Origin of the sequence: Xanthomonas sp. NCPPB 3582 (assembly GCF_041475735.2) — a bacterium.
GTDB classification, from domain to species: domain Bacteria; phylum Pseudomonadota; class Gammaproteobacteria; order Xanthomonadales; family Xanthomonadaceae; genus Xanthomonas; species Xanthomonas codiaei.
The window spans coordinates 3,648,747-3,663,172 of record NZ_CM192968.1 but is presented as its reverse complement, the minus strand read 5'-3'; the positions used below and the strand labels follow the sequence as shown (position 1 = coordinate 3,663,172).

The window sequence follows — 14,426 nt, the reverse complement described above, 5'->3', positions numbered from 1 at the left end:
GATCGCCGAAGTCATGGCGATGGGCCCCGGTTGTAGGCAGGGGCGGTGCATCGCGCGGGTACAGGCGCCGCTTCGACGCCCGGCCTGTCCCGATCCGGTGGCCGAGACGGCGGCCGGCGTGCCGATAGTCAGGGCCATGGTCAGGGTTGCCGCTCCCGCACGCCGATGGACCGATGAACGCTCACGCATCGCGTTCAGGCTCGTCGCGCGGTTTCGGTAGCCGGCCGGCCTTGCGCAGCGCATCGCGCAGCACGTATTCGATCTGCGCGTTGAGGCTGCGCAGTTCGTCGTCGGCCCAGCGTTGCGCGGCGGCCAGGACATCGGCGTTGATGCGCAGCGGATAGGCCTTCTTTTCGCTCATTCGCCGTTTCCGCGGCTGCCGTGGCGGCGCAGGTGCATGACCATCGACACGATCAGCGTGTTGACGCCGATGAGCATGCCGATCACCACCGCATAGATGCCGGCGCGGTTGTCGCCCGCCCAGTACAGGCACGCAGCCCCGACCAGGATCACCAGGCTGATCAATGCCCAGCGCAGGCCCAGTCCGCGCGCGCGGTCGTCGTCGTTCGCCCCGATCGAGGCGGCGATCGCCAACGCGGGCAATCCGGAAAGCGCAACCACCAGCGGCACCATCACATTCATTGCATCACCTCAATACAGCGAGCCGGCGTTGACAACCGGCTGGGTCCCGCGATCAGAACACAGCACCGTGAGCAGGTTGCTGACCATATGCGCCTTGCGCTCTTCGTCCAGCTGCACCACGCCGTTCTTCTGCAGCTCGGCCAGCGCCATTTCGACCATGCCCACCGCACCGGCCACGATGCGCGTGCGCGCGGCGATCACTGCGTTGGCCTGCTGGCGCTGCAGCATGGCCTGGGCGATTTCCGGTGCATAGGCCAGATGGCTGATGCGTGCTTCGATCACGTCCACGCCCGCCTGGGTCAGGCGTTCGTCCAGGTGGTGCTTGAGCTGTTCGCTGATTTCGGCCGGGTGGCTGCGCAGCGAAATCTGGCCTTCTTCGTGCTGGTCGTACGGGTAGCTGGTGGCCATCGCGCGCAATGCGGCTTCGGACTGGATGTGCACGAAGCTTTCGTAGTCGTCCACGTTGTACACGGCTTCGGAGGCATCCAGCACCTGCCACACGATCACCGCGGCGATCTCGATCGGGCTGCCATCCAGCTCGTTGACCTTGAGCCGTCCGCTTTCGAAATTGCGCACGCGCTGACTGACCCGGCGCTTGGAGTAGAAGGGGCTGTTCCAGCGCATCCCCGAATCCTTGACCGTGCCGATGTACTTGCCGAACAGGCTCAGGACGGCCGCCTGGTTCGGCTCCAGCGTGTACAGGCCAGCCAGGACGAACACATTGCCGGCAGCGACCAGAATGGCTGGCAGCATGGCCAGTGGCGGCAGATATCCCGCGCCGGCGGCGATCAGCACCGTGGCAGCCAGCAGCAGCACGACGACACTGGCAGCGATCACTGGAATGCCGGGAAAAGAACCGAGCGACTTCTCTTTCATGGCTGGGGCGTCCTTGTGGTTTGGATGAAAGATATCAAATTGATATCAAGTTTTAACCGGGTTTCCGACCGACGGTCGTGGCATCGGCCCGCTAAAATGGCTGTCCCCTCGATCTGGATAACGCCTCATGACCACCCTCGGCACTCCGCTGTCGCCTTCCGCCACCCGCGTGCTGCTGTTGGGCTCGGGCGAACTGGGCAAGGAAGTGGCGATCGAGCTGCAGCGCTTCGGTGCGGAGGTGATCGCTGCCGACCGCTATGCGGACGCGCCGGCGATGCAGGTGGCGCATCGCTCGCACGTGCTGGACATGCTCGACCCCGCGGCGCTGCGCGCGCTGATCGCCAGCGAGCGGCCGCAGCTGATCGTGCCGGAGATCGAGGCCATCCACACCGAGACCCTGGTGGCGCTGGAACGCGAACAGGGCCAGAAGGTGATTCCCACCGCGCGCGCCGCACGCCTGACCATGGACCGCGAAGGCATCCGCCGGCTGGCTGCCGAGACGCTGGGTCTGCCGACCTCGCCGTACCGCTTTGTCGACACCGCCTCGCAATACCGCGAGGCGATCGCCGCCGTTGGCCTGCCCTGCGTGGTCAAGCCGGTGATGTCCTCCTCCGGCAAGGGCCAGAGCACGCTGCGCAGCGAGGCCGATATCGATGCGGCGTGGGAGTACGCGCAGACCGGTGGGCGCGCCGGTGCCGGCCGCTGCATTGTCGAAGGCTTCATCGATTTCGATTACGAGATCACCCTGCTCACCGTGCGGCATGCCGGCGGCACCTCGTACTGCGACCCTATCGGCCACTGGCAGCAGGATGGCGATTACCGCGAGAGCTGGCAGCCGCAGCCGATGTCGGAAGCCGCATTGCGTCGCTCGCAACAGATCGCAAAAGCCATCACCGACGACCTCGGCGGCTGGGGCCTGTTCGGCGTGGAGCTGTTCGTCAAGGGCGACGAAGTGTGGTTCAGCGAAGTGTCGCCGCGCCCGCACGACACCGGGCTGGTCACGCTGGTCTCCCAGGACCTGAGCGAGTTCGCATTGCATGCCCGCGCCATTCTTGGCCTGCCGGTCGGTGCGGAGGATGGCGGGGTGATCCGCCAGAGCGGCCCGTCGGCCTCCTGCGCGCTGCTGGCGCATGGCAACGGCGTGCCGGTGTTCGACAACGTGGCCGATGCACTGCGCGACCCGGACACCGCACTGCGCCTGTTCGGCAAGCCACGGGTGGATGGTCACCGCCGCGTCGGCGTGACGCTTGCCCGTGCCGGCAGCATCGATGACGCACGCGAGAAGGCGCGCGTGGCCGCTGCGGCGCTGTCGATCCAGTTGCAGGACTGATCGCCGCACGTTCTGAGAGGTGCAGCGCACCGCTGCACTTCTTCAGCCCGCCAAACGCTGCGGGCTTCGATGCGTCACCATGACCGGCATCCCTGGCCCATGCAAACCGCACGAGGCTTCGCGCGTACCCTCATCCGCCCCTTCCGGGCAGCTTCTCCCCACAAAGGAGGGCAATGTCCGGGCGGGAGAAGCAAACACGCGAGTGCCGTTTGGCTCGGATCGTTGGTAGTGAAGCGACATGATCGGTTCACTGCGAGCAAACCTGCGCCACCAAGCGCGACTGACCGCACGTGCCTGCGTCGGCCCACCAGCAGGCGCACAAACGCAGGCGGGGCCAGGAACCCACCCTTCCGAATCCCCACTCCCCACTCCCCACTCCCCAATCCCGGCTACCAGACCACATCCACCCACACCGCGTGATGGTCGCTGCCATCGGCGATCGCCGCTTCCGGGTCGCTGCTGGCGGGCCAGAAGATGCCGCTGCCAGCCAGGGTGAACTGGCGCGACGGCAGCACGTAGTCCAGACGCATGGTGCCGGCCTGCGGGCCGAAGTCGCCGGTGACCTGGTGCGGGTCGCCGGTATGCGCGACGCCGTGCGCGGCGTATTCGGCGGTCTTTTCCGGGCCGCCGGCGCTGCGTGGGGTGGGGTACTGGAGAACGCGCGGGTGATCGATCAATGCGCGGATCGCCTCATGGCGGCCGGCGCCATCGATCGGGTCGTTGTTCAGATCGCCCAGGATGACGAAACGCGCATCGGCGGGCAGGCCACCGCAGGCGCCTTTGTCGTCGCACAGCCAGCGCCGGCTGTCGGCCGCGTTGTCCAGGTATGCACGCCACAGCGCGAGCTCATCGTGGTTGCGTGCGGCGTTGCGTTTTTCCGCGCCATCGAACACCGGTGGGGTGGGGTGCGACACCAGTGCATGCACCACGCCCAGCGGCGTGCGTACCGGCACGTCCCAGTGCGATTTGGATGACAGCCGCAACTGCGCCCAGATCGCGTCGCTGTAAAACGATGCCCGCGTGGACGGATCGATCGGCCGCAGTGCGCCGGGCAACGTGCTCCACTTCAGGAGCTGGAAACTGCGCACGGCCTGCGCATCGATGGGATACCGCGACAGCACCAGCATGCCGTACTGGCCGGGATGCAGGCCGAAGCCCCAGGCATCGTTGCCGCGGTTGCGGCCATCGCCGCCGACACTGCCGCTGTTGTCCAGATCCAGCCCGCTCGGGACGCCGGTGTTGACCGGCGCCAGGTACCGATACGGATAACGCAGCGGCTCGCCGCCCCCCGGCTGCGCCACCTGCAGGTAGCGCTGCTGGAACAGATCGGCAGCGCGGTGTTGCGGATCGAAATCGAATTCGTTGAGCAGCACCAGATCCGGGCGCACACGCTGCAATACCGCGGCAATCTTGCGCGCATGCGCGCTGTCGCCCTGCAGTTCGGCGATCAGGCCGCCCGCTTCGTCCGAATACAGCGAGGTGTTGTAGGTGGCGATGCGCAGTGGCGCTGCAACAGGCTTGGCAGGCGAAGGATCGGACGCCGTGGTGGTGGACGGCACCCGATGGGTGCAGGCGGTACACAGTGCGCCGAGCGCAAGCAGCAGGAGAGGTTTGATCATCGCGGAATTCTCGCATGGCCGATGCGACAGGCCGATGTCGCCGTTTGGCAGCTCAAGGAGGCAGTACGCTGGCGGGCAATCCACGCCAGTGGCGGCCATCGTAGGCCTCCAGCGCATCGAAGCGGCGCTTGTAGTTCATCTTGGCGTGGCCTTCGATCCAGTAGCCCAGGTAGACATGTGCGCGCCGCTCGCGCTGTGCCCACTGGATCTGCTGCAGGATCGCGAACGTCCCCAGGCTGCGCGTAGCCGCCTCGGGCGCATAGAACGTGTAAACGGCCGACAGCGCATGTTCGGTGACATCGGTGACCGCCACGGCGAGCAATTCCCCCGGACCATGCGCGACAGGCGCCTGGCGGATTTCCAGAAAGCGCCCATGCGACCAGCCGCCGATCAGGAACTGGTCGAACTCGGTGGCGCCGTGCTCGTCCATGCCGCCGCCGGGATGCCGGTGCTTGAGATAGCGACGGTACAGCGCAAGCTGCTCGTCGGTACGTTCGGCGGCGACCACGCGCACCACCAGGTCCTGGTTGCGCGCCAGGCAGCGGCGTTGGCTGCGATCGGGTTGGAACGTATCCACCACGATGCGTACCGGCACGCAGGCGCGGCAACGTTCGCAATGCGGACGGTAGACCAGATCGCCGGAGCGGCGGAATCCCCACGCCAGGGCCTGCGGGTAGATCGTTCCCAAACGCGGATCGTGTGGGTCCAGTACCAGATCGCGCGCCTGGCGGTCGGGCCAGTAGCCGCAGGGATGTTCGCCGGTCTGGAACAGGCGCAGGTCGTCGTGGGTGTCGGCATGGATGGCCATGCGCGCAGGATAGCGCCTGTGCGTCGCAACAGCGGCGACTGTCCGCCGGATGAATGCGGCCGATGCGCGCGTCAACGCCTGCGCCGGCGGCTCGTTGGTGTGTGTGTTGGTGGCAGCGCACGGCGGATCCGGATGCGCCACCCACGCGATGCGGCCCATGCAGGTGCCGCGTGTGGTTCCCACAGATCAGGAGTTTCCCATGACGTCCCGCAAACCCTTTCTCGCCCTGGCCGTATTGGCCGCGCTGTCCACCGGCGCAGTCGTCGCCGCCACCCCGCCGGCATCCGGCGATGCGCCGCGTCCTGCCAAGCTCGACAGCAACGGCGATGGCGTGGTCGACCGCAGCGAAGCGGCCGCCAACCCGACGCTGGCGGCGCAGTTCGACACCCTGGACGCCAACAAGGACGGCAAGCTCTCGCGCGATGAGCGTCCTCGCCATCGTGGCCCAGGGCGCGAAGGTCGCGGCGAGTGGCTGGCCAAGTTCGACACCAACAAGGACGGGCGCATCAGCCGCGAAGAGGCCAAGGCCGATCCGAAATTCGCTGCGCGCTTCGACCAGATGGACGTCAACAAGGATGGCTTTATCGATCGTGCCGACCGTGAGCTGCGCATGCAGCAGCACCGCGATGCCTGGTTCGCCAAGGCCGACACCGACAAGGACGGCAAGCTGAGCAAGGCCGAGTTCGATGCAGCATCGAAGTTACGTGGCGAGCACGGCCCGCGTGGTCCGGGCGAGCATGGCGATCACGGCAAGCATCCGATGCCGCCCAGGCCCGCTGCCGCCAACTGAGCGCGTAGCGCGCATCAATGTGAATGATGCAGCGGCCGGCGCGTGACGCGTGTCGGTCGCTGCAGGCAACAGCAACACGCAACAGCAATACGCAACAGCAATACGCAACAGCAATACGTAACAGCAATACGTAACAAGGCGCCGATCGACCAATGGCCTCCTGCGCGAGCAGGGGGCCGTTCTCGTTGCCTGCAGTGGGCTGTCATTGGCGGTGTAGCGGTGACGCCACGCCGGCCTCAAAGCATTCCCAGCTGCATGTAGTGACGCACGATCGGCAGCATGACTGCCGCCACGCTCGCCAGCATTGCACCCGGACTGAACAGGCACCGGTACAGCAGCGGTGCATGTGTGGCGCCGCGTCTGCGCGCATCGCGTTCCAGCATGGGGCGCATGACCCGTGGTAGCACCCGGATGGATTGATAGCTGAGCACCGCCATGCCGGTGCAGAGCACCAGCAGCGATGGCCACGCACCGGCATCCAGCTTTTTAAGCAGGAGCGTGCCGCCGACCACCAGCACCGACGTCAGCGTGGTCATGCGCATGAAGCGGCCAATGGCGGCTGCCTCAAGGTCGGTCTGTGCAAAGCGCAGCAGGTACCAGCACGACCAGTACGTGCCGAATCCGGCAACCAGCACGGCGCCGGTTGCGAACAGCGCCGGCATGCCGAGCCAGATGCTGAGCGCGCCAGCGGACCCACCCCCGCCGAGCACCGAGCCAGTCACTGCACTCATGCCCAGCTTGCCCGCGCCACCGAGACCGCCCAGCACGATCGCCGCGCTTGCGGTGCCTGGTGCCGCAAGCAGGGTTGCCGAGGTCACTGCGGTGGCAAAGGCAACGCCTGGTGCGCTACCACGTGCGAATTCGCCGAACCGTTTCAACAGTTCATCGCGCACGCTGGCACGTGCGCGCGACAGCCGCTTGCGCACCGCCGCGTCGCTCAGGCCCAGCAGCGACGCAACCTGTTGTGAGCTCTGGCCTTCGCGGTAATACAGCAGCAGCGTCTCGCGGCTTTCTTCCGGTAGCGCGGAAATCATGTCGAATGCGGCGATCTCTTCCTCGGCCTGCAACAGATGGTCGGCGGGCGAGGGAGCCGGATCGGCGGCCATGGCGATCGCCAGGTCGGCGGCCTCGCCGCTGAGCGCGCGGTGGCGATTCGCACGCAGCCAGTCACGCGCCAGGTTGCGGGTGATCTGGCGCAGCCACGGCAGGAAGCTGGCGGGCTGATGCAGTTGCGCCAGCCGCTGCCAGGCGCGCAGGAAGGCTTCCTGGGCGATGTCCTCGCTGGCGGCGATATCCCGGGTGATGGCCAGTGCGATGGCGGTCACCGTGTTCTGGCAGGCGCTGACGATGCGGCCATAGGCCTGCTGGCATCCGGCTGCGGCGCTGGGCAGTTCGCGTTGCAACATCAGATCCAGCGTGTCGGCAGTCATCGGCGCACTCCATGTCCTGTTGCCAGCATGACGCATGCCGGCAATGGATGTGACCGAGCTGGTGAACCTCGCACCTGTCACGCCATCGACCGAGCGGGCGCCCTCCGGCCGGCCGCAGTCAGCGCGATGGCTGGATCCGTACCCGCATTTCCTCGTCTTCTGGCGCTGGGTCAGCTGCCGATGGCGATGCCGGCTGCATTGACGGGGCGACCGGCGCAGGCGCACTGCGATGGCGCATCACCACCACCATGGCCACGGCGCCGATCACCAGCAGCAGGACCAGGCGGATCCGCCAGGCCCAACTGCGCGCGCTGGCACTGGAACCGTTCTCGCCATCGCGGAAGGTGTACTCCACGTTCGGCAGGTCGCGGCGGGTGGTGTCGAGCAGGCGCGCTTCGCGCAGCAGATCGCGCGCACGCGGCTGGTCGTTGGCATGCACGATCCACACGGTGGGCTGCGCCTGCGCGTTGCCTTGCTCCAGATAGCTGAACTGGCCACCGCGCTTGCTCTGGTAGGAGCGGCCATTGCTGATGCGGATCTCGATTCCCGCATCGCGCAACAGATTGGCGACGCCTTCGGCGGTTTCGATACGTTGACTGCTGAAGATCTTGCGCATGGTGGGAAAACGCCGTTGGGTCCGGATCAGATGGCACCGCTAAGGTGCCGGTTCAAGATGAGGCATTCAGGTGCGGCTGCCGTCAGCTGCTCGCATCGCATGGCAGGTGAGCATGCCAGTTTGCAGCCTCTGCGGCGTGCGTGGCGGTGGACTGCGGCGTACACGACCGGGGCGCTGTGCCCTGGGACCACCGATAGGCGCACCCTGGCCACGCCGTTGCGCGCTACTCCTTGGCCGGCACCGCGGCCGCGCTGCCGTCGGGTACCACGCGGATCAAGCCTTCCTGCGTCGTGCTGGCGACCAGCACGCCGTCGCGGGTGAAGAACTGCCCGCGCGCCAGGCCGCGCGAGCCCTGCGCGGTAGGGCTGTCCAGCGAATACAGCAGCCAGTCGTCGGTGCGGAACGGGCGATGGAACCACAGCGCATGATCCAGCGAGGCCATCTGCACGTTCGGCGTGTAGTAGCTGATGCCGTGCGGAAACGTCGAGGTGCCCAACAACTGGAAGTCCGAGGCATAGGCCAGCAGTGCCTGGTGCAGGCCGACGTCGTCGCCGATGGGGTCGGTCAGGCGCAGCCACATCTGCTGGAATGGCGGGCGCTTGGGCGGCTTGAGTTCGTCGCGCGGAAACACATGACGAAACTCGAACGGCCCGCCGCGCGAGAGCCAGCGTTGCACCTTGGCCGGCAGGTTCGCCAGCACCTCCGGTGCCAGTGGGGCGGCCGGCTCGATGTCTTCCGGCGGCGGTACCACCGGCATTGCCGATTGATGTTCGGCGCCGTCCTCGCGTTCCTGGAACGAGGCCGCGCAGAAGAAGATCACCTTGCCGTGCTGGATCGCAGTGACGCGCCGTACCGAAAAACTGCCGCCATCGCGGGTGCGATCGACGTCGTAGACGATGGGGTGGTCGATATTGCCGGCGCGCAGGAAATAGGCATGCAGCGAATGCGCCTGGCGGCCGTTTTCCACCGTGGCCTGCGCCGCCGACAGCGCCTGGCCCAATACCTGGCCGCCGAACACGTACTTGGTGCCGATATCGCGGCTCTGGCCGCGGAACAGGTTGTCTTCCAGGCGCTCCAGCGACAGCAGGCTGATCAGTTCGGAGACCACGGGTTCGGCATTGGCGGACAAGAGGCTGGCCTGGGCGTGCGAAGGGTGGCGATTATACCGGGCCACCCGCCGGGCACCGTGCCGCGGCCGGCTCAGGCCTTGTGCAGGCGCGCCACCAGGCCCTGCAGTGCAGCCTGGGCATCCGGCGCGTACCAGCCGTCGACGAAACGCTCCAGCTGGATCAGTTCCGGAGCCAGTGCCGCGCGCAGGTCTGCGCGTGCCACCGCACGCGTGGCCAGCATCGGCTGACGCGGCAGCTGCTGCAGATCGTGCAGCCAGGCCACCGCGCGCGCGGTGACCAGTTCGCCATCGACCAACTCGTCCACCAGGCCGATCTGCACCGCCTGTTCGGCCGGCAGCAGCTGCCCGGCGATCAGCAGGCGCTCGGCGCGGTGCGCGCCGACCACGCGGCGCAACAGCCGCTGGATGCCTTCGGGTGCGGCCAGGCCCACCTGCACTTCGTTCAAGCCGATCGTATACGGTTTGGCGGTATCGGCACTGCGCGCCATCACCCGGTAATCGCAGCACAGCGCCAGCACGCAGCCGCCGGCCGGCGCATGCCCGCCGATCGCCGCCACCACCGGGATACGGCTGTTGGCCAGCGCCTGCGCGGCCTGGAAGAACGCCGTCCAGCTGGCCAGCAGCGCGGCCCGGTCGGTGCCATGCGCCAGCAACTGCGGCACATCCATGCCGCCGGAAAAAATCCGCTCGCTGCCCGACAGCACGATGCCGTCGGCCTCGTCGCCGGCCTGCCGCACCGCAGCGCTCAGGGCCTGGCACAGGGCACTGTCCAGCGCGTTGACCGGCGGGCGCGCCAGACGGATTTCGCGAACTCGGCCATGGTCTAAGATCTGGATGCTCATTCGGGGCTCCTGGAGGTCGGGTCATGATAGACGGCAGTCGAAGCAGGCGGCACCTGCGTGCGCGTGTGCTGCTTGGTGCGGTGGTAATGCTGGGCAGTGCAGGCGTCGCAGCGCAGTGCCTGCCGGAGTTCAACCAGGGCTGGATCCGCATCCCGCCGCCTGGTGGCATGGGGATGGCGGCCGGCTTCGGCCAGTTCCACAACGGCTGCGCGCAGCCGCTGAAGGTCACCGCGGTCAGCAGCAGCGCGTTCGCCGATGTGTCCCTGCACGAAACCACGCAAAGCAATGGCGTCAGCCGCATGCGCGCGGTGCCCGAACTGGCGTTGCCGGCCGGTGGGGCGGTGCCGTTGGCCCCGGGCGGCCTGCACCTGATGCTGATGGACGCCCGCGCGCCATTGCAGGAAGGCACGCAGGTGCCGGTGACGTTCACCTTGCAGGATGGTCGCCAGATCAAGGCCACGCTTCAGGCCCGCAAGCGCGCACCGGGGTCGTAAGGTCGCGGCGTCGGCGCTGCCGTGCCCGGGCAGTGGGCGCTCGCGTTGGCTGCGCGCCTGCTCGGCACTGCCGTGCAGGCAGGCGGCCCCGGACGATGCAGCTGTGCGGCGCTGATTTGCATTGCCGGTGGCAACGCCACCAAAGCGGCATGAAAAACGGCGGCTCCCGGGAGAGCCGCCGTCGTTGTCGCGATCTAGCATGTGCTGGCAGCGCCGCGTCGGCTCAGCTGCTGGCGATCCGTACCGCGTCCGGGAGCGCGGCGCTCTTGCCGGTCTGGGTGTCGATCCACACCACCACGACATTGCCGTCCGAATACAGCTTGCCGTCGTCCTTCTGGTCGAAGATGCGGTGGCCGATGGTCACGCTGCTGGTGCCCAGGCGCTCGACGAACAATTCCACGGTGATGTCGTTGGGCCAGATCAGCGGCTGCTTGTAGTTGACGTTGGTGGCGGCCACCACCGGGGCGATACGGTCGGTCATCGACACGCCTTGCACGCCCAGCATCCAGCGCACGCGCGCCTCTTCCAGGTAGGAAATGTACTTGGCGTTGTTGACGTGGCCCATGCTGTCCATGTCGCGCCAGCGCACGCTGATCGGGATGCGTGCCAGAACCTTGTGTTCGCTCATCAGCTTGCCTTCTTCTTCGCAGTCTTCTTGGTGGCGGGTTTGGCGGATTTGGCGGCCTTGGCCACCTTCTCCGGTTTGACCTTGCGCGGCGGGCGCGCATCGGGCTTGTTGGCCGTCGCGGCCGGACGCGTCTCGCGCGCCTTGACCGACGGCAGCATCTTGGCCAGGAACTGTCCGGTGTAGGACGTCGGCTCGGCGGCCACTTCTTCCGGCGTGCCGCACACCAGGATGGTGCCGCCACGGTGACCACCTTCCGGACCCAGGTCCACGATCCAGTCGGCGGTCTTGATCACGTCAAGGTTGTGTTCGATCACCACCACCGTATTGCCCTCGTCGCGCAGCTTGTGCAGCACGCCGAGCAAGGCCTCGATATCGTGGAAGTGCAGGCCGGTGGTCGGCTCGTCGAGGATGTACAGGGTGCGTCCGGTATCGCGACGCGACAGCTCCTTGGACAGTTTGACGCGCTGCGCCTCGCCACCGGACAAGGTGGTCGCGCTCTGGCCCAGCTTGATGTAGCTCAGGCCCACGTCCACCAGCGTTTCCAGCTTGCGCGCGATCGCCGGCACCGGCTCGAACAGCTGCAGCGCGTCCTCGACGGTCATCTGCAACACGTCGCTGATGTTGAAGCCCTTGTAGCGGATCTCCAGCGTCTCGCGGTTGTAGCGCTTGCCGTGGCAGACATCGCAGGGCACGTACACGTCGGGGAGGAAGTGCATTTCCACCTTGATCATGCCGTCGCCCTGGCAGGCCTCGCAGCGGCCGCCACGCACGTTGAAGCTGAAGCGCCCTGGCGAATAACCGCGCGCACGCGCTTCGGGCACCTGCGCGAACAGCTCGCGCAAGGGGGTGAACATGCCGGTGTAGGTCGCCGGGTTGGAGCGCGGCGTGCGCCCGATCGGCGACTGGTCGATATCCACCACCTTGTCGAACAGATCGAGGTTCTCGATCTCCCGATGCGCGGCCACCGGATGCGAAGCGCCATTGATCTCGTTGGCGGCCAGCGAGAACAGGGTGTCGTTGATCAGCGTGGACTTGCCCGACCCGGACACGCCGGTGATGCAGGTCAGCAGCCCGGCTGGAATGTCCAGGTCGACATTCTTGAGATTGTTGCCGGTGGCTCCGCGCAGATGCAGCATCATCTTCGGGTTGGGCTTGTGGCGCTGCTTGGGGATCTCGATGCGGCGCTTGCCCGACAGGTATTGCCCGGTCAGCGAGCGCGGCGATTCCAGGATGTCCTGCAGCGTGCCCTGTGCGCAGATCTCGCCGCCGTGCACGCCCGCACCGGGGCCGATGTCCAGCACATGGTCGGCCAGGCGGATCGCATCTTCGTCGTGCTCGACCACGATCACCGTGTTGCCCAGGTCGCGCAGCCGGGTCAACGTGCCGAGCAGGCGCTCGTTGTCGCGCTGGTGCAGGCCGATCGATGGCTCGTCCAGCACGTACATCACCCCGACCAGGCCGGCGCCGATCTGGCTGGCCAGTCGGATGCGCTGTGCTTCACCGCCGGACAAGGTGTCGGCCTTGCGCTCCAGGGTGAGGTAGTCCAGGCCCACGTCGACCAGGAAGCCCAGCCGCTCGGCAATCTCCTTGACGATCTTGGCAGCGATCTCGCCACGCCAGCCCGGCAGCGACAGGCCGCGGAAGAAGCTCAGTGCCTCGTTGACCGGCAGCACCACCAGTTCCGGCAATGGACGGTCGGCGACGAATACGTTGCGCGCGGCGCGATTCAGCCGCGTCCCATGACAGGCGGGGCAGGGTTGCTGGCTGACGTATTTGGTCAGCTCTTCGCGCACGGCCGGCGACTCGGTTTCGCGATAGCGCCGTTCCAGGTTCGGCAGGATGCCCTCGAAGCGATGCTTGCGGGTGGTGCGCCCGCCCGCGTCGGTGAAGTAGGTGAAATTGATGACCTCGTCGCCGCTGCCGAACAGCACCGCCTGGCGCACCTTGGCCGGCAGCGTGTTCCACACCGCATCCACGTCGAACTTATAGTGCTTGGCCAGCGAGGCGATCAGCTGGAAATAATAGGCATTGCGCCGGTCCCAGCCGCGCACTGCGCCGGCCGACAGCGACAGCTCCGGATGCACCACCACCCGGTCCGGGTCGAAGAATTCGGCCACGCCCAGGCCATCGCAGCTCGGGCAGGCGCCCACCGGTGCGTTGAACGAGAACAGGCGCGGTTCCAGCTCCGGCAGCGAGTAATCGCACACCGGGCAGCTGTACTTGGACGAGAACAGATGCGGGGCTGCGGCCGGGTCGTCCAGCGACTGCACCGCCACCATGCCTTCGCCCAGCTTGAGCGCGGTCTCGAAACTTTCCGCCAGCCGCTGCTTGATGTCCTCGCGCGGGCGGAAGCGGTCGATCACCGCTTCGATGGTGTGCTTCTGGCGCAGTGCCAGCGGCGGCACCGCATCGATCTCGTACAGCTCGCCGTCCACGCGCACGCGCACGAAGCCCTGCGCGCGCAGTTGCTCGAACACCTGCGCATGCTCGCCCTTGCGGTCGCGGATCACCGGCGCCAGCAACATGTAGCGCTGCTCCTGGTCCTGGGTGAGCATGTGGTCGACCATCTGGCTGACGGTCTGTGCTTCCAGCGGGAAGCCATGGTCCGGGCAGCGCGGCTGGCCGACGCGCGCGTACAGCAGGCGCAGGTAATCGTAGATCTCGGTGATGGTGCCCACGGTGGAGCGCGGGTTGTGCGAGGTGGACTTCTGTTCGATCGAAATCGCCGGCGACAAGCCTTCGATGTGGTCCAGATCCGGCTTTTCCATCACGCTGAGGAACTGGCGCGCATACGCCGACAGCGACTCGACGTAGCGGCGCTGGCCTTCTGCATAGATGGTGTCGAACGCCAGCGACGACTTGCCCGAGCCGGACAGGCCGGTGATCACGATCAGTTTGTCGCGAGGCAGGTCGAGGTCGATGTTCTTGAGGTTGTGCGTCCGCGCGCCGCGGATGCGGATGAAATCCATCGCCATGGGGGATCCGATGTCGGGCCGGCGAACCGGCGGTGGTGCGAGCGTGCTCAGCAGGAATGAGTGGCAGTCGATCAGCCTACCCGCCGACCTAGGTGAGGGCAAATTGCCTCAATGCCAGTCTGCCGGGGCGGTTGTGGCGGCCGGATGATGCGTTTCACGGCCCGATCCGGGCCTGCCGAGGCCAGACTGCCTACAGGTTGACTCCAAACCCGCCGGGTCAGTACAATCCCGCTCCTGTCTGCCCCAT

At 66.8% G+C, this 14,426-nt stretch carries 14 protein-coding genes; 3 read left to right on the top strand and 11 right to left on the bottom strand.

All coding sequences use genetic code 11. From position 1 onward, the window contains the following. Window positions 1–181: 181 nt before the first annotated feature. Genes ACCQ05_RS15430 through ACCQ05_RS15420 form a run of 3 tightly spaced genes read right to left on the bottom strand, consistent with a single transcriptional unit; the run spans window position 182 to window position 1,518 of the window. Window positions 182–361, bottom strand: coding sequence for a type II toxin-antitoxin system antitoxin (locus tag ACCQ05_RS15430; RefSeq protein WP_029219408.1), 180 nt, complete (start codon window positions 359–361; stop codon window positions 182–184). After that, window positions 358–642 (bottom strand): hypothetical protein, encoded by a 285-nt coding sequence (locus ACCQ05_RS15425; RefSeq protein ID WP_228963734.1) that lies wholly within the window; start codon window positions 640–642, stop codon window positions 358–360. The genes ACCQ05_RS15430 and ACCQ05_RS15425 overlap by 4 nt, the downstream gene beginning before the upstream one ends. A gap of 9 nt (window positions 643–651) precedes the next feature. Beyond that, window positions 652–1,518, bottom strand: coding sequence for an SPFH domain-containing protein (locus tag ACCQ05_RS15420; protein ID WP_228963736.1), 867 nt, complete (start codon window positions 1,516–1,518; stop codon window positions 652–654). Between the two features lie 127 nt (window positions 1,519–1,645). Between ACCQ05_RS15420 and purT the strand changes: the two genes are divergently transcribed. After that, window positions 1,646–2,848 carry a formate-dependent phosphoribosylglycinamide formyltransferase gene (gene purT / locus ACCQ05_RS15415; protein ID WP_372391301.1) on the top strand — a complete coding sequence of 401 codons (1,203 nt, stop codon included), beginning with the start codon at window positions 1,646–1,648 and terminating at the stop codon, window positions 2,846–2,848. A gap of 389 nt (window positions 2,849–3,237) precedes the next feature. Here the strand turns inward: purT and ACCQ05_RS15410 are convergent, their stop codons facing one another. Both ACCQ05_RS15410 and ACCQ05_RS15405 read right to left on the bottom strand, forming a co-directional pair. Then, window positions 3,238–4,566 (bottom strand): endonuclease/exonuclease/phosphatase family protein, encoded by a 1,329-nt coding sequence (locus ACCQ05_RS15410; protein ID WP_228963740.1) that lies wholly within the window; start codon window positions 4,564–4,566, stop codon window positions 3,238–3,240. Further along, window positions 4,520–5,434 (bottom strand): arginyltransferase, encoded by a 915-nt coding sequence (locus tag ACCQ05_RS15405; RefSeq protein ID WP_228963742.1) that lies wholly within the window; start codon window positions 5,432–5,434, stop codon window positions 4,520–4,522. The genes ACCQ05_RS15410 and ACCQ05_RS15405 overlap by 47 nt, the downstream gene beginning before the upstream one ends. A 40-nt stretch (window positions 5,435–5,474) precedes the next feature. Between ACCQ05_RS15405 and ACCQ05_RS15400 the strand changes: the two genes are divergently transcribed. Next, window positions 5,475–6,065, top strand: a complete 591-nt coding sequence (locus tag ACCQ05_RS15400) for an EF-hand domain-containing protein (RefSeq protein ID WP_228963743.1) — start codon at window positions 5,475–5,477, stop codon at window positions 6,063–6,065. Between the two features lie 236 nt (window positions 6,066–6,301). On the opposite strand, the gene ACCQ05_RS15395 is transcribed toward ACCQ05_RS15400, so the two are convergent. The 4 genes from ACCQ05_RS15395 to ACCQ05_RS15380 all read right to left on the bottom strand — a co-directional run bounded on the left by ACCQ05_RS15395 (window position 6,302) and on the right by ACCQ05_RS15380 (window position 10,082). Continuing rightward, entirely contained in the window at window positions 6,302–7,495 is a 1,194-nt protein-coding gene (locus ACCQ05_RS15395; RefSeq protein WP_372391299.1) for an RNA polymerase sigma factor, read from the bottom strand. 118 nt (window positions 7,496–7,613) lie between these two features. Next, window positions 7,614–8,111, bottom strand: a complete 498-nt coding sequence (locus ACCQ05_RS15390) for a putative signal transducing protein (RefSeq protein ID WP_372391296.1) — start codon at window positions 8,109–8,111, stop codon at window positions 7,614–7,616. Window positions 8,112–8,334: 223 nt separating this feature from the next. Next, window positions 8,335–9,240 (bottom strand): acyl-CoA thioesterase II, encoded by a 906-nt coding sequence (gene tesB / locus ACCQ05_RS15385; protein WP_228963747.1) that lies wholly within the window; start codon window positions 9,238–9,240, stop codon window positions 8,335–8,337. Window positions 9,241–9,311: 71 nt separating this feature from the next. Beyond that, window positions 9,312–10,082 (bottom strand): enoyl-CoA hydratase/isomerase family protein, encoded by a 771-nt coding sequence (locus tag ACCQ05_RS15380; RefSeq protein WP_372391293.1) that lies wholly within the window; start codon window positions 10,080–10,082, stop codon window positions 9,312–9,314. Between the two features lie 86 nt (window positions 10,083–10,168). Between ACCQ05_RS15380 and ACCQ05_RS15375 the strand changes: the two genes are divergently transcribed. Beyond that, window positions 10,169–10,576, top strand: coding sequence for a copper chaperone PCu(A)C (locus ACCQ05_RS15375; protein ID WP_372360437.1), 408 nt, complete (start codon window positions 10,169–10,171; stop codon window positions 10,574–10,576). Window positions 10,577–10,799: 223 nt separating this feature from the next. Here ACCQ05_RS15375 and ACCQ05_RS15370 read toward each other — a convergent pair whose 3' ends face one another. Further along, window positions 10,800–11,204: an acyl-CoA thioesterase gene (locus ACCQ05_RS15370; protein WP_372391291.1), complete on the bottom strand. Its 405-nt coding sequence runs from the start codon at window positions 11,202–11,204 to the stop codon at window positions 10,800–10,802. Continuing rightward, window positions 11,204–14,179, bottom strand: a complete 2,976-nt coding sequence (gene uvrA, locus ACCQ05_RS15365; RefSeq protein WP_228963753.1) for an excinuclease ABC subunit UvrA — start codon at window positions 14,177–14,179, stop codon at window positions 11,204–11,206. Before uvrA ends, ACCQ05_RS15370 begins: the two co-directional genes overlap by 1 nt. Between the last annotated feature and the right edge of the window lie 247 nt (window positions 14,180–14,426).

Excerpts from the sequence above, each read along its gene's own strand:
- ACCQ05_RS15375 (WP_372360437.1), top strand. The coding sequence starts at position 10,169 with ATGCTGGGCAGTGCAGGCGTCGCAGCGCAGTGCCTGCCGGAGTTCAAC.
- ACCQ05_RS15390 (WP_372391296.1), bottom strand. The coding sequence starts at position 8,111 with ATGCGCAAGATCTTCAGCAGTCAACGTATCGAAACCGCCGAAGGCGTC.
- ACCQ05_RS15410 (WP_228963740.1), bottom strand. The coding sequence starts at position 4,566 with ATGGCCGCCACTGGCGTGGATTGCCCGCCAGCGTACTGCCTCCTTGAG.
- ACCQ05_RS15395 (WP_372391299.1), bottom strand. The coding sequence starts at position 7,495 with ATGACTGCCGACACGCTGGATCTGATGTTGCAACGCGAACTGCCCAGC.
- ACCQ05_RS15370 (WP_372391291.1), bottom strand. The coding sequence starts at position 11,204 with ATGAGCGAACACAAGGTTCTGGCACGCATCCCGATCAGCGTGCGCTGG.
- purT (WP_372391301.1), top strand. The coding sequence starts at position 1,646 with ATGACCACCCTCGGCACTCCGCTGTCGCCTTCCGCCACCCGCGTGCTG.
- ACCQ05_RS15425 (WP_228963734.1), bottom strand. The coding sequence starts at position 642 with ATGAATGTGATGGTGCCGCTGGTGGTTGCGCTTTCCGGATTGCCCGCG.
- ACCQ05_RS15400 (WP_228963743.1), top strand. The coding sequence starts at position 5,475 with ATGACGTCCCGCAAACCCTTTCTCGCCCTGGCCGTATTGGCCGCGCTG.
- uvrA (WP_228963753.1), bottom strand. The coding sequence starts at position 14,179 with ATGGCGATGGATTTCATCCGCATCCGCGGCGCGCGGACGCACAACCTC.
- ACCQ05_RS15405 (WP_228963742.1), bottom strand. The coding sequence starts at position 5,434 with ATGGGCCGCATCGCGTGGGTGGCGCATCCGGATCCGCCGTGCGCTGCC.
- ACCQ05_RS15380 (WP_372391293.1), bottom strand. The coding sequence starts at position 10,082 with ATGAGCATCCAGATCTTAGACCATGGCCGAGTTCGCGAAATCCGTCTG.
- ACCQ05_RS15430 (WP_029219408.1), bottom strand. The coding sequence starts at position 361 with ATGAGCGAAAAGAAGGCCTATCCGCTGCGCATCAACGCCGATGTCCTG.
- ACCQ05_RS15420 (WP_228963736.1), bottom strand. The coding sequence starts at position 1,518 with ATGAAAGAGAAGTCGCTCGGTTCTTTTCCCGGCATTCCAGTGATCGCT.